At 41.9% G+C, this 13,089-nt stretch carries 12 protein-coding genes and 3 pseudogenes; 7 read left to right on the forward strand and 8 right to left on the reverse strand.

All coding sequences use genetic code 11. From position 1 onward, the window contains the following. Nucleotides 1-16: 16 nt before the first annotated feature. Nucleotides 17-142, reverse strand: a pseudogene (locus tag QMZ64_RS16450) (winged helix-turn-helix domain-containing protein); the annotation flags it as partial. Between the two features lie 5 nt (nucleotides 143-147). On the opposite strand from QMZ64_RS16450, the pseudogene QMZ64_RS16455 reads away from it, so the two are divergent. The 3 genes and pseudogenes from QMZ64_RS16455 to QMZ64_RS16465 form a co-directional block, all read left to right on the forward strand. Continuing rightward, nucleotides 148-528 (forward strand): annotated as a pseudogene (locus tag QMZ64_RS16455) (O-methyltransferase); the annotation flags it as partial. Between the two features lie 340 nt (nucleotides 529-868). Beyond that, nucleotides 869-1,015: pseudogene (locus tag QMZ64_RS16460) on the forward strand (Pathogenicity island protein); the annotation flags it as partial. A gap of 76 nt (nucleotides 1,016-1,091) precedes the next feature. Beyond that, the gene (locus QMZ64_RS16465) at nucleotides 1,092-1,247 is read left to right on the forward strand and encodes a hypothetical protein (protein WP_265624997.1); all 156 of its coding nucleotides are present in this window, start codon (nucleotides 1,092-1,094) and stop codon (nucleotides 1,245-1,247) included. A 42-nt stretch (nucleotides 1,248-1,289) separates the two neighbouring features. Here the strand turns inward: QMZ64_RS16465 and QMZ64_RS16470 are convergent, their stop codons facing one another. Beyond that, a complete protein-coding gene (locus tag QMZ64_RS16470) occupies nucleotides 1,290-2,048 on the reverse strand; it encodes a class I SAM-dependent methyltransferase (RefSeq protein ID WP_265624996.1) in 759 nt (252 codons plus the stop codon). Nucleotides 2,049-2,677: 629 nt separating this feature from the next. Here QMZ64_RS16470 and QMZ64_RS16475 point away from each other — a divergent pair. Beyond that, nucleotides 2,678-3,295: a nitroreductase family protein gene (locus tag QMZ64_RS16475; protein ID WP_265624995.1), complete on the forward strand. Its 618-nt coding sequence runs from the start codon at nucleotides 2,678-2,680 to the stop codon at nucleotides 3,293-3,295. Between the two features lie 34 nt (nucleotides 3,296-3,329). On the opposite strand, the gene QMZ64_RS16480 is transcribed toward QMZ64_RS16475, so the two are convergent. After that, nucleotides 3,330-3,986, reverse strand: coding sequence for a GntR family transcriptional regulator (locus tag QMZ64_RS16480; RefSeq protein ID WP_265627871.1), 657 nt, complete (start codon nucleotides 3,984-3,986; stop codon nucleotides 3,330-3,332). Between the two features lie 106 nt (nucleotides 3,987-4,092). After that, the gene (locus QMZ64_RS16485) at nucleotides 4,093-4,830 is read right to left on the reverse strand and encodes a sulfite exporter TauE/SafE family protein (protein WP_265624994.1); all 738 of its coding nucleotides are present in this window, start codon (nucleotides 4,828-4,830) and stop codon (nucleotides 4,093-4,095) included. A 266-nt stretch (nucleotides 4,831-5,096) separates the two neighbouring features. On the opposite strand from QMZ64_RS16485, the gene QMZ64_RS16490 reads away from it, so the two are divergent. After that, nucleotides 5,097-5,969: an SDR family oxidoreductase gene (locus QMZ64_RS16490; protein WP_265624993.1), complete on the forward strand. Its 873-nt coding sequence runs from the start codon at nucleotides 5,097-5,099 to the stop codon at nucleotides 5,967-5,969. 464 nt (nucleotides 5,970-6,433) lie between these two features. On the opposite strand, the gene QMZ64_RS16495 is transcribed toward QMZ64_RS16490, so the two are convergent. Then, nucleotides 6,434-6,940 (reverse strand): DUF1648 domain-containing protein, encoded by a 507-nt coding sequence (locus QMZ64_RS16495; protein ID WP_265624992.1) that lies wholly within the window; start codon nucleotides 6,938-6,940, stop codon nucleotides 6,434-6,436. A gap of 239 nt (nucleotides 6,941-7,179) precedes the next feature. On the opposite strand from QMZ64_RS16495, the gene QMZ64_RS16500 reads away from it, so the two are divergent. After that, entirely contained in the window at nucleotides 7,180-8,814 is a 1,635-nt protein-coding gene (locus QMZ64_RS16500) for a Na/Pi cotransporter family protein (RefSeq protein WP_265624991.1), read from the forward strand. Between the two features lie 150 nt (nucleotides 8,815-8,964). Next, nucleotides 8,965-9,225: a YiaA/YiaB family inner membrane protein gene (locus tag QMZ64_RS16505; protein WP_043926066.1), complete on the forward strand. Its 261-nt coding sequence runs from the start codon at nucleotides 8,965-8,967 to the stop codon at nucleotides 9,223-9,225. 555 nt (nucleotides 9,226-9,780) lie between these two features. On the opposite strand, the gene QMZ64_RS16510 is transcribed toward QMZ64_RS16505, so the two are convergent. From QMZ64_RS16510 to QMZ64_RS16520, 3 genes are all read right to left on the reverse strand, one after another. After that, nucleotides 9,781-10,227 carry a hypothetical protein gene (locus QMZ64_RS16510; protein ID WP_265624990.1) on the reverse strand — a complete coding sequence of 149 codons (447 nt, stop codon included), beginning with the start codon at nucleotides 10,225-10,227 and terminating at the stop codon, nucleotides 9,781-9,783. A gap of 38 nt (nucleotides 10,228-10,265) precedes the next feature. Beyond that, nucleotides 10,266-10,733 carry a hypothetical protein gene (locus QMZ64_RS16515; RefSeq protein ID WP_243943789.1) on the reverse strand — a complete coding sequence of 156 codons (468 nt, stop codon included), beginning with the start codon at nucleotides 10,731-10,733 and terminating at the stop codon, nucleotides 10,266-10,268. A 98-nt stretch (nucleotides 10,734-10,831) separates the two neighbouring features. Continuing rightward, entirely contained in the window at nucleotides 10,832-13,033 is a 2,202-nt protein-coding gene (locus QMZ64_RS16520; RefSeq protein ID WP_265624988.1) for a glycoside hydrolase domain-containing protein, read from the reverse strand. Between the last annotated feature and the right edge of the window lie 56 nt (nucleotides 13,034-13,089).

Below are 13,089 nucleotides of genomic sequence, written 5' to 3' on the forward strand. Positions count from 1 at the left end.
TTAATTCCAAACTTCCTCATATTTTATATTCCGTTCCAGTTTTAATGTATATAGGGTGTTTGGGGTCTTCTTCTATTTTTTCTCTAATTTTTGTAATGTGCACCATCACATTATTGTCCGATTTCAAAAATTCTTCCTTCCATCGGCCTGGCACACAGCAATCTCTCTAAAGCGGGATTCGGCAGCCAGGTACCGGATATGACAGAACCGGCTCTGGAAAGCCTTGAAACATTAGCCAGCAATCAAAAGCGATTCGATTTTTTCTTTATCGATGCAGACAAAGGAAATTATGAACATTACCTGGCTTATTGCATCAAATTGGCGGAACCTGGCGCTATAATCGTTGCCGATAACGTGCTTGCAGGGGGAAGTGTAGCAGACGATGATGCTGCACCGAAGCGTCATACCGAATCCATGAAGAAATTCAATCAAGCGGTCGCCGCCCATCCTCAATTAGAATCCCTGTTGATGCCGATCGGCGATGGGATGACCGTTTCAAGAGTGAAAAAAGAACCGATTTGCGACTGAGTTTGATTGCTATAATCTTGTTGAAGAGCAAATAACGGTGCTATAACTGTATTTTAAAGGAAGACCAAACTATCCAATCATATAGACGGGGGCTTCCCGTAAGAAAATTGGTAGGACATATAGCAAATGCACAAAGCACATTCACTTCGCTTCGCTTCTTCTCTTAAAGGTGACCGTCAAAAGATTGTGGGTATGTTAAGTATATCTTCGATAGGGTTGAGTCTTTGAACCCCATATTATTTGTACATAGTTTTTATTTGAATAGAATAATTTCTATGTTGAGAAGACATGTTGAAAGGTGAGTTGTGGCAAAATGGAAAATACAGGTTTTTAATTTCCAGGCGCAGGTACAGGGGGATTAGCAGGAGCGGCTGTTGGTACTGTTACGATACCCATTGTTGGAACGGTTAGTGCTGGCCTTGTAGGAACTATTGTTGGCGGCGTCGGTAGAGGATTGACGGGTGCTGCAGCATCTTGCTTTGATTAATGTTAAAAGAAAAAAATAACGAGGGAAAGAGAAATCCCTCGTTATTTTAATCTGATATATATAAAGGTGTTTCCATATGAATAAGTTAATATTACCTTCTATAATTGTAATTTTTATATTGTGGATTTTACTGCAAATATCGTTAAACATGAATATTTTTATAAACCCATTGAATTATTGTATAATCATCGTTATATTTTTCTTGTTTTTGAAGTTTGCAAAAGAAAAATGAATACTTTTTACTTTTAATCGTTCTTGTTTCAAATGCTTGCTTTTAACGTTTTTTTAATTTAAAAACGATAAAATCAGGACATCTGAAATCTTCTTCAAATGACGGATATTTTTTCAGGATTTCTTCTGATGGCTTTGGTTCTACTATGCCTTCCAGCATGAAGCCCGTTTTCATCAAAGTGTTAATATAGCTCGTTAAGGTTCTATGGAAGAACAGCATATTCTCCCGATCGCCAAGCTTTTGTTCGTATGTACCTTCATAAAAATACCGATCAACGTTCCAATGCAGTTTTTTTCCGTCTTTTGTTTTCTCCCAGCCGCTTTCCGGCGTAATGAAGCAGGGGTGCAAAATCGAAAAAATAAAAAATCCGCGGTCTGTCAGCAGCCGATGCATTTCTTGAAACGCTTTTTCATAATCCGCAAGGTCTTGCATGACCATATTCGATATAATCAAATCAAAGCTTTTGTCTTCGAACATATTCAGGTCTTCACAGTTGCCGTGCCGATACTTAATCGGCAAATCATCCGGCGTTCTTTCCTTGGCAATGTCGATCATTCTCGGGGAGTAATCGACAGCCGTTACACTCGCTCCGGCCTTGGCCAGCAGCCTGCTGAAATACCCTTCACCGCACCCGGCATCGAGCACACGTTTATTCTTTACCGTATCAATGAGAGAAAAAATAGCAGGATTTAAAAACACTTCTTTGTGGATGTCTCCAAGTTCGGTATGATTGGCGGCATATGCATCGGCAAATCGGTTCCATCTTTGAATGGCATCTTCTGTGCCAACTTTCCTTGTCATATTTCTCCTCCTTTTCAAATTCTGTTTATTCATCTAACACGATATCTCCTGATCATAAAACTGATCAATTTTTTCAAAAACCCTTTGAATAAGGGTATTTAAGAGAAAAGGATTTAACAAAACGGCACGGACCCAGCGGTTTCCCCTATATGCAGGCAATGAAAAGAAGACGTTTTCTTCATTCAACAAAAACTGCTGCAATTCGAGATTCCAGTTATCCCATTGAGCTTCATCAAGGTTATGCGGGATGCCCTATACTCTGACCACTTGGATCGATAAAAATGGTACTGGGCAAAAAGGATAGTTTCATAGTTCACACGCTGCTTTCTTTCACATTTTTTCTCAATTATAGCATTTTGATTTTGGCGTATCATGGTTGATTGCTGAATAATACAAGGTTCGAAGAAAAAATAATGTGGTGACAGAAGCTGCTATGACGCCGGTGACAAGGCATTTGTGCATGTTTATCGACAGAAGCCCGACACCATGCCGGCGGTCTCTCCAAAACTGATGATTGTAACGCGTTCTCTTTGATTCATGTGAGCGTCGCTAAACAATAGGTAGCTTACCGCCGATCATATAAATAAGGATATTTAGGCAAAAGGATAGATGAATGGAGTTTTTTGAGAATGGAATTTAACGAGCTTATCGAAACGCGTCACTCTGCAAATAATTTTCTGGAAGATGTTCAAATTACGGTGAAAGATTTGGAGCCTATCTTTGAGGATATAAAGCTTGCACCTTCGGCGTTCAATTTGCAGCACGCAGAGTATAAAGTGGTATTGGAGAAGGATTTAAAAGAAAAAATCAGGGAAGCTGCGAGCGGCCAATATAAAGTGCATTCAGCCTCTGCCGTGATTTTAGTGACGGGAGACCGCTACGCCTACCGGCAAACGGAAAAAATCAACGAAGGCATGAGGGATTTAGGAATTATTAAGGACTTTGAGCTGCAGGAAATGGTTGAAAACAATACCCAATTTTACGAGTCGCGCGGGGAGCCATTCATGAAGGAAGAGGCGATTCGCAATGCTTCTCTTTCTGCGATGATGTTTATGCTTGCCGCCAAGAACCGGGGGTGGGACACATGCCCGATGATCGGATTTGACAGCGATCAGGTCCGTGAGTTGCTAGAGATCCCGGATACACATGAAATCGTCCTCATGATTACGATCGGCAAAGAAAAAGAAAGCAGCCGACGCTTGAGAGGATATCGCAAGCCGGTTAATGAATTTGTTTCTTTTTATTAAAAATGGGGGGCAGCCGTTAGAAAGGCTGCCCTTTTTATTGATGAGACAGCACTTCGACTAAGTGGTCAAGATCAAGCTTAAGGTGGCGAATCATCGCTTTTGATGCCTGCTCGTCGTCTCTTTGTTTCATATAGCGGAGAATTTCCCGATGCTGCTCCAAAATGGCTTCAGCCCGTTTTTCTCCTTCAAAATTCAAAATGCGGAAATAATAAATTAATCCTTCCAAATCGTTGAGCTGCTTCCGCAATAGGCTGTTTCGTGTATATTGGATAATTAAGTCGTGAAATGTATCATTTAATTCGATAATTGTGTTTTGATCCTTGGATTGAAGGATGGCTTCCTCCGTTTTTTGCAAAACGTCTTCAATCGTTTTCAGTTCCTCTGCCGTTGCAATTCTTGCCGTCAATCCCGCAGCGAATGATTCAAGCGCCGTCCTGCAAAAATAGATTTCTTCAACGTCCTTTATTGTCGGCTGATAGACCTTCACTCTTGAGTCGATGACGATGAGCCCCTCTTTTTCCAGAACTCTGATCGCTTCTCTCAAAGGGCTTTTGCTGACGCCGAGCTCCTTGGCTAACTTCGCTTCGGCGATTCGTTCACCGGGCTTTAATTTCCCTTCAAATATCATTCGCTTAATCGCATGGTAGGATTGTTCATAAAACGGTTTTGGTTTTTCAATCACGCTTCTCATCCTCGTATTCGTTCTCATTTCGTATTTTACCACAGGTTCCTTCGTGATCTCCCGCTATAACCACTCCAAGTTAATCAAAATGCCCGGCCGCAAACCGGGCATTGAATTAAAATAAGAGAATAAACCCTGAAACGGCGGGAGTTAAAAATAAACCCGATTTCAAGACGACTTTCGGCAGGACATTGGTGAATTTGGCCCCGACATATGCGCCGCACATCGTACCGATCAAGATTTTGACCAACAGAACATAATCGACGAATCCTTCTGAAATATAGCCCGCCCCACCGCCTAACGAGAGCGGAATAATGACGAGCATCGTCGTTCCTACGGAATGGCGAATTGACAGGTTCAGCATCATCATCAACCCGATTTGGATAAAAGGCGCCGAGCCGATTCCGAACGTTCCGGACAGGATGCCGGCCACGATTCCCAATAAACTGGCCTTGATCCAAAAAGCAAGGTTCGTTTCCTGGTCAGCTTCTTTTTCTTGCAAAAAGAATAATCTGATTAAAATCAGAATGGCTGATAAGAATAACATTCCTGCGGTCATATAGTGCAATGAACTTGAAGGTATCAGAGAAGTCAGCTTAGCTCCTGCAAAGGATCCTATTGCAGCAAAACAGCCGACGGTTAAGCCGATTTTCAGCTTAATATTTCCTTCGCGAAAGTGGCTGTACGTTCCTGATAAGCTCGTAAAAGCCATACCGGCCAGAGACGTTCCCAATGCTGTATGAATCGGAATGTGAAACATTATCGTTAACAGAGCGATGACGAATCCGGCTCCGCCGGCCCCGACAAAGCCAAGCACAAGACCTAATAAAAACATAACCAACATAATCAACATGTTGCTTCTTCTCCTTTATGAATAACTGATTTCGCATCATCTTAGGGTCGACGGTATCTGGTCGACCAAAATCAATGATAACATCTTACTCTATTATTTCCACATTGACAAGACGGCCAGGAGGGCGTATGTCGTCTACTTTTATTTTTTTAGCCAAGTGAAAGACATTCCTGTTGACAATCAGTCCGTTTGTAATTATGATAGTTACATCAAGTGTAACGTTTTTTGTTACAGTTCGACATTAAAACATCAGGAGGAATTTGAGTATGAAAATGTTAGTAACAGGAGCAACTGGAAAATTAGGATCGAAAGTTGTGAAAAAACTGCTGGAAACTGTACCGGCGGATCAGCTGGCGGTCAGCGTGCGCAATCCGGAAAAAGCGGAAGCGTTGCGGGCGCGCGGAGTCGATGTGCGTCAAGGGGATTTTGACCGCCCGGAAACATTGGCATCCGCATTTCAAGGCATTGACCGTCTGCTGATTATCTCAGCCGATGGAGACAATGAGACGAGAATCCGTCAGCACGGCAATGCGGTAGCCGCCGCAGAACGCGCGGGAGTTCGGTTTATCGCTTATACGAGTATTGCGAATGCCCGCGAAAGCAAAAACTTCCTTGCTCCGACTCACAAAGCAACTGAAGAAGCGATTTTGAAAACGAGGATTCAATACTCTTTCTTGCGCAATAACTGGTACTTGGAAAATGAAATGTCGAGTATTCAAGGTGTTTTGGCGGGAGCCCCTTGGGTGACATCAGCAGAGAACGGCAAGGTGGGCTGGGCGCTGCAGCAGGATTACGCGGATGCAGCGGCAGCGGTTCTGTCCGGCGAAGGCCATGAAAACACCGTCTACGAACTTTCAGGCAAACTATTAACTCAGGAAGAAATCGCTTCAGCCCTTGGAGAAGTATTGGGCAAAGAAGTACCCGTCCAGCATGTTGACGATGCTGCCTATCGCGAGATCATGAAAAATGCGGGTGTGCCGGATTTTCTGATTCCGATGGTTGTCGATATCCAAAAAGGCATTCGTGAAGGCACACTTGAAGTCGAAAGCGATGATTTTGAAAAAGTGCTCGGCCGTCCGCTGACTCCGATTAAAGAAGGATTGGCTCAAATCGTTGCAAAAATCTCAGAAGCAAAATAATTAACGGCATTCGAAAGAGTGATGAACAAGATTACGGTGTTCATCACTCTCTTTTTAAAGAAAAAATTCACCACAATTATTGCGCATATTCTATAGCCCAAGTTCCTTTTATTAAATAAGTAAAATATCGACTGGATTCCAGAGCTAATGATGAAGGCATAAAACAAGTGTTCAAATGTAAAGTGAAATCCGCGAAATATAAATTGCATGAAAAGGGTGATACCGGTCAGGTAAAACCAGCCGTCATCATCTAACATTTATTTAAATTCGGATTTAGCTTCGTCAGTGGTAGAAACAGACTCAATTGACAGCTCCATTTTTAACGATAAAAAACCGGCTGCGAGAACCGAGATCCCTAAAATAAATAGAATAATGCTTCGAACGTCGAATACCTCCGTTCAAACTATCAATAAAAATCCGTCGGGGACGACCATTTTGAATCTTTACAAATATGCACCTGATCGTTATTTAATCTTTTTTTGCTGTATTACACTTATAACCACCAGCATGACGGTGCCGAGTAAGGCAACCGGAAGAAACCATCCGCCAAATCCGCTTCCCCAGTCTAAAGCGATTGACACAGATTCCATTAATATGAGAGAAAACATGATGAGGCATGCATTTTTTAAGCGGTTGATCATTTTTCTGCTGAGCAGATAGAAGTGTTCAGCATTTGATTCATTCAGGCGCTTTGGATGGTTGTGAATCTCAGGGTGCTTTTCTAAGAATTGCATGAACAGAAGGATAAGTAATCCGATTCCCGGCAAAATGAAAAGCTCCCATTTTGATCCCCAGCGATCGACTTCACCGAGTGCGTTGTAATGTGCAGGCACCTTTTCGGGGAGCGCTCCCCAGACAGCGATCAACAAGATGATCGACCCCAAGAAAAATAAATAACCAAATGCGTTCCACACCCGTTCCCCTTTTGTCTTTTCAATTTTGATGCGAGAACCGTCAGCTCTGTTTGGCATATGTGCCCCCTCCTTCGTTTTAAATACGGTTTGCCCCATGAAAAAGTTCGGGATTTTTGCCTGTTGGAATGGGGTATATTTGCGATGAGTCCAGGCAATGTTAAGGGAATGTAAATCATCAGGCCGGCAATGTTAAGTTATTGTAAATTTTCGATTTGAATCGTTTACATAGGCTTTAATCTCCATCATAATCATAGTGTTTGGTTTGTAGATTTATGTCGAATTAGGGGGGCAAGACTTTGGAAATAGATGTGCAGAAATTGCTTTTTGAATTCATTGGAGGTCTCGGGATCTTTCTTCTCGGTATTAAGTTTATGGGAGAAGGACTCCAAAAATCAGCCGGAGATAAGCTGAGAGACATTTTAGATCGTTTTACAAGCAACCCTCTGATGGGTGTTTTGGCTGGTATCATTGTCACGGTTTTAATTCAAAGCAGTTCCGGCACGACCGTTATCACTGTCGGTCTCGTCAGCGCCGGCTTTATGACCCTCCGCCAGGCGATCGGCGTTATTATGGGTGCGAACATCGGAACGACAGTCACGGCATTTATTATCGGCTTTGACGTTGGTGCATATGCGCTTCCGATCCTCGCCATTGGTTCATTTTTGCTGTTTTTCTTAAAGAGCAAAAAATTTCAGAACCTCGGACAAGTTCTGTTTGGATTTGGTGCGCTTTTCTATGGTTTGGAATTGATGAGCAGCGGAATGAAGCCGCTCCGAACGGTTGAAGCTTTTCATGATTTAACCGTCAGCATGAGTACGAACCCTGTTCTTGGTGTGCTTGTCGGCACGCTTTTCACCGTTCTCGTCCAAAGTTCAAGTGCAACCATCGGGATCCTGCAAGGGCTGTTTGCCGATTCATTAATAGATCTTAACGGCGCTCTTCCTGTATTATTCGGAGACAATATCGGTACGACGATTACCGCCGTACTGGCATCTCTTGGCGCCTCCGTCGCAGCGAGACGGGCTGCGGCCGTTCACGTATTGTTTAACCTGATTGGAACAGCAATCTTCCTGATCTTGCTGAAGCCGTTCACAAGTTTGATTTTAATGCTTCAATCCTCTTTAGGGCTGGACCCTAAGATGGTGATTGCGTTTGCCCACGGTATCTTTAATACGTCGAATACGCTGATTCAGCTTCCGTTTGTCGGGATATTGGCTTTGATCGTTACGAAGCTGATTCCGGGCAAAGATTCGGTTGTGGACTATAAAGCAACACATCTGGACCCGCTGTTCATTCAGCAGTCGCCTTCAATTGCCCTGGGACAGGCCAAAGAAGAAGTACTGCGTATGGGTGAATTTGCGGTAAAGGGACTTGAGGAAACAAAAGAGTTTTTTAATACAAAACAGGCAAAACATGCGCAAAGCGCTTTTCAAATAGAAGATGCGATCAACAATTTGGACAGAAAGATTACCGATTACTTGATCGAACTGTCAGCCACTACGCTTTCTGAACAAGAATCTGAAGAACATCATATGTTAATGGACACAGTCAGAGACATTGAAAGAATCGGCGATCACTTTGAAAACTTGGTTGAGCTTGGCGAGTACCAGCAATCCAACAGGGTGAAAATTTCCGAAGCGGCAATGGCTGACTTAACAGAAATGCTTGATCTGACCATTTCCACCGTTAAGGAGTCTATCACAGCTCTTGGAGAAAATAACGAAGATGCCGCAAGACGTGTAGTCGAAAAAGAAAATCAAATCGATAAAATGGAACGCAAGCTTCGCAAAAAGCACATTCTTCGCTTAAACGACGGATTATGCAGCGGACAAGCCGGCGTGATCTTCGTCGATATCACCAGCAATCTGGAAAGGATCGGCGACCATGCCGTCAATATTGCAGAAGCTGTTTTAGGCGAAGAAAAACATTAAAAATCGGGAGTCAATCCCGGTTTTTTTATTTTGTGGGCCTTTTTTATCACGGTGTGACATATTTACTAAATTGTGAGCAAAAAGGAAGAACATTCTTCTTCTGGAGACGTGAATCAAGTATAATAGTTTTATTCTTTAGGAGGTATTAAGATGCAGAAATACAGAAGAAGAAACACAACGGCCTTTACGGTTATGTCATATTTCACATTTTTCGCGGGAGTCTTTTTGTTCGGTATCGGCCTTTACAATGCCGACAACCTGCAGCTCAATGAAAAAGGCTATTACATAGCTGTGATGATTTTAGTGGCGGTCGGCGCGATTTTGACGCAGAAAGTGACGAGAGACAACGCCGAGGACAATGAAATCATTGCGGAGCAGGAGAGAAGACAGAATTTGTCGAGTGGTGAGTAAGCATAAAAAAAGCATCTTTAGGGATGCCTTTTTTAATTTGAAATATTTTTATATTTGTTTTCCAAAACGAAGTCAATCATTCCAATAATTTTTGTATGGTTCGATTTTTTTCTAAAGTGTAAGAAGTTTTGGTCTTTGTTTCTTTGCGATTTAGTGATCGTGCCGAACACCCAGATGGAGCTGGCTAAAAGTAATATTGTTAATATCAAAGGAAAAAAATTATGCTCGATGTCATATGAAATGGAAACGACTTGACCAGAAAATATAGCAGTTATAATGCTGGCGGTGAAGGAGCTGTAAAGCGAAGCTTTGATCACGTGGCTGATTTTTAGCGTTGGATCCGAAAAATAAACTTTCAAACGGTTTAACGCGGATAAATCTTGTTTTTCGAGCTATGCCATCAGCTCTTCATCGTTTTCAGCTTTTGATAACAATAGAGTTTCAGCCGTTTGTTTTGTTTCTTTGAATAATTGTTTGTCTGTTTGCATGTCATCTGCCCTTCTTTTTTATTAGATTGATAGAGAATCAAAGCGGAGGTGAATGTCCCTCTGCTTTCTAATTGAGTTCTTTTTTAAAACGTTCATCTAAAATAAAATCAATCATACCCGTGATTCTGGAATATTCCGCTCTTTTTTGGAAATGCAGGATTGTTTGTACTGGTCCTTTTCGCGAGGAGATCAGCATCTTGACGATCCAAAGAAAAGAGAAGATCAGATAGAACATGAAGAAGAATGAAAATAGCCTTGAAAGACCATGGTTGAAGGACGAGACTTGACCAGATAAAAAGGCCGCCATAATGACTGCAGTCATACTGCTAAAAAAAATGCCCTTAATAAAATACGTTAATGTAAAACTTGGATTTGAAAAATAGATTTTTAGCTGATTTAATGTAACAGAATCTTGATTTGCAAGGTATGTAAGCAGCTCTTCGTCACTTTTGTGAGACTCAAGGAGCTTGGCTGTTTGTTCAGCTTTTTGAAATAATTGTTTTTCTTTTATCATTGGATTGTCACTCCTACTTCATAAAAAACATGAGAATTTTATTGGTGCGGTATATTTTTCAATGCCTTTTTGTATTTTTGTTGTAAAACATTATCAATCATTTTTACGTTACGTGCAAACTCGGCTTTCTTGGAAAAGTGTGTAATAAATTGAATCGGCTTTTTTTTCAAAGTGACAAGCTGTTTAAGCACCCAAAAAATACACCCCGCAAATATGACAGCTAATATTAGAATGGAGATCCCGGAAACGAAAGGGAATATCGAAGCTGCTTGACCAGAAAGAATTGCAGTTATGAAGGTAGCCAATATTATACTGAAAAATGCTGCACTGATGAAATAATGAAGCGCAAATGAAGGATCTGAGTAATAGACTTTCAGTTGATTTAAGGTTAATGAATCTTGTTTAGCGAGAAAGGCTAATAACTCTTCGTCACTCTTATCGCGGTAAGTTTTAAGGGTTTTGGCTGTTTTTTGCGTTTCAATGAATACTTGTTTGTCTGTGTTCAATGTTGATACCTCCACGATACTCTATATATTAAAGATTTGGAAAAGCTGCATAAATACATTATATTATTTATTTATGCAGCTTTCATTAAATAAACAAATTAATCAGTCGTTTCACCAAATATTGCAAATAACACAGCGGACACTGCCGTGCCAATAGCGATTTCAGGTGCTGCACTTCCCACTATGACAACAGCTGCTACACCCACCGCAGCTGTGATGATAATTCCTCCAACTGTAACCCCAATTGTTTCCCAATCGAATGGTAACGCTTCTTCAGGAGTTGCAACTGGTTTGCTAGGTGAGACATATAAATTCTTAATTTTAAAGGTAATTGTAGCCGACATTTCAGTTTTTGTACCATCGACTACCGGAATTTCATCGCTGAATATTGTTAATGAAAGGTCCAAAGATTCAACAGAAGGTGAAACGTTTACCATGATATATCCGTTACGAACCGACAAGCCGATATTCTTTAAAAGCTCATCATACGAATGAATTTGTGAAGAACTCAATGATGTTTTTGAGTTTCCTAATACTTCGGTAATGGATGCTCCGACCTTTCCGTTTTTAACTTGTAGTGTGCCCGGTGATGTTTCACTTGGCTTTTTAAATCTCAGTGAGGTAGATAATGTAATATCTAAGTATAGAGACTCGTAAACTGTTTCAGTTTTATCAAAAATAAACATTGTTGTAAATAGTTCAGAAATACTGCTCAATGCCGGGATATTCGCTAAAATATTTCTCAACGTTCTTACTCGTGCGTCATAGACCGGATCGGACGACGGGGTGACACTAGATGTTCCTTTGTCCCTGCCAGAATAAGCGTCTTTATCAATGCCGATGGCGCCGCTGCCTGTGCCGATTGAATATTCATAGAATTGGTCAAAGGCCCAGTTTTGGGGCATTGTGTAGCCGAGGTTGCCGCTGAAGCCGGTCGACATGTCGGCGACGAAGCTGTATTCCGTTAATCCGGCTTCTGCTGTTCTGATACAAATGTTTCTTGGGCCATATACACCGATTTTATATTTAGGGGTATTCGGAATGCTTTGCATTTTGTCAAACGCTGCTCTGATTTCATTAAAATACGGGATGATTTTATTTGTTACTTCATAATCATACGCATCGAAATCAACGGCAAAATAAATGGTTGTGCCTGATGGGAAGCCTAATCCTTGCGCTGCGTTGACTGCGGCATACGCATCTGTTGTTCCTTGATTTTCTACAAAATACGAGGATTCATAGCCGCCGTCTTGGTAAATCGGAAACACTCTCAAACCTTCATTAAAGATGATTGAAAGCTCGGCAGGAGTCATCGCTTTTGATTTAAGCCCGCTGCTTGTCCGCACATTGCCAGTCAAATATCTGCCGACCACTTTATATCCGTTGATCCGTAAAGTTTTCGCAGTATCCGATGTTAAGATTGTGGCAGTATCGCATGCCGCCGCAGCACGTGAAGTATCGCCGGAGCTTGCCAATAATGCTTTAATCGTTGCCATATTGGCGATTCCTGTTACCGGCAAACACATGAAACTTTGGAAACGTGAGACGGCAGATTTTACTTCAGCATCGTAGATGCCGTCAAATTCACCAGAAGGATAGCCATTGCAATATAGTGCGTATTGAAGGATCAGCACGAGCTTAGTTCGGGAGTCTCCGGGTGAGAGTGTCGGGCATTTGCTTGTTGTACCTGGTCCAAAAAAGCCGTTAGCCACACTTGTACTCATACCTTCTTCTTTTTGCAAGGCATAAATGAGCGCCTTATTTGTCTCTCGGGAATAAACGCCGTCACAAGGCATTAGTCCGAAATAATTGTTGTAATCCCGATTTAGATTTTGCTGAATTTGACGGATTTTCGTATCGCCGTTTGAAACCAATGTAAAAGCGCTCATGTTCAGCAATGCTTTCATGATCTGTGCTGTGACAACACCATCTTGTTTGGCCAGGCCCGCTGCTTTTTGAAACTTTTTCACGGCTTCCTCTGTACCTTCAAAGAATTGACCTGTTAATCCGCCGGGATTAAACCCGTTTCCTTTCACCCAAAAAGCGCCTTGGAGAATGTAATTGAGGTTTGTCGGCTTTTCATTTTTGGCCTGTCGTTTGAGCGGAATAAACTTACTCTCTGTTGCCGGTCCGAAATTATCAGCGGGCTCCGCGATTCCGAGCTCGATCTGCAATGCTCTCGTTAAACCGTAAATCGTCTTCCAATTCGGTATTCCGTTCTCTTCCACCTTGTTGTAACCGTGTTTCCCGCTGTAGGTTTTGTTTAGCCATTCCTGCGTTTTCAACACCATTTCATCCATTTATGATCCCTCTTCCTTTCATTATGCTTTCACTATTAGGTGGCAAACGTATGACA

The organism is Bacillus sp. LB7 (genome assembly GCF_030449715.1).
Taxonomy (GTDB): Bacteria; Bacillota; Bacilli; order Bacillales; family Bacillaceae; genus Bacillus; species Bacillus paralicheniformis.

What these genes read in the sequence shown, in the direction of transcription:
- QMZ64_RS16475 (WP_265624995.1), top strand. Translation starts at nt 2,678, where the DNA reads ATGGAATTTAACGAGCTTATCGAAACGCGTCACTCTGCAAATAATTTT.
- QMZ64_RS16485 (WP_265624994.1), bottom strand. Translation starts at nt 4,830, where the DNA reads ATGTTGATTATGTTGGTTATGTTTTTATTAGGTCTTGTGCTTGGCTTT.
- QMZ64_RS16470 (WP_265624996.1), bottom strand. Translation starts at nt 2,048, where the DNA reads ATGACAAGGAAAGTTGGCACAGAAGATGCCATTCAAAGATGGAACCGA.
- QMZ64_RS16490 (WP_265624993.1), top strand. Translation starts at nt 5,097, where the DNA reads ATGAAAATGTTAGTAACAGGAGCAACTGGAAAATTAGGATCGAAAGTT.
- QMZ64_RS16510 (WP_265624990.1), bottom strand. Translation starts at nt 10,227, where the DNA reads ATGATAAAAGAAAAACAATTATTTCAAAAAGCTGAACAAACAGCCAAG.
- QMZ64_RS16505 (WP_043926066.1), top strand. Translation starts at nt 8,965, where the DNA reads ATGCAGAAATACAGAAGAAGAAACACAACGGCCTTTACGGTTATGTCA.
- QMZ64_RS16465 (WP_265624997.1), top strand. Translation starts at nt 1,092, where the DNA reads ATGAATAAGTTAATATTACCTTCTATAATTGTAATTTTTATATTGTGG.
- QMZ64_RS16480 (WP_265627871.1), bottom strand. Translation starts at nt 3,986, where the DNA reads ATGAGAAGCGTGATTGAAAAACCAAAACCGTTTTATGAACAATCCTAC.
- QMZ64_RS16520 (WP_265624988.1), bottom strand. Translation starts at nt 13,033, where the DNA reads ATGGATGAAATGGTGTTGAAAACGCAGGAATGGCTAAACAAAACCTAC.
- QMZ64_RS16495 (WP_265624992.1), bottom strand. Translation starts at nt 6,940, where the DNA reads ATGCCAAACAGAGCTGACGGTTCTCGCATCAAAATTGAAAAGACAAAA.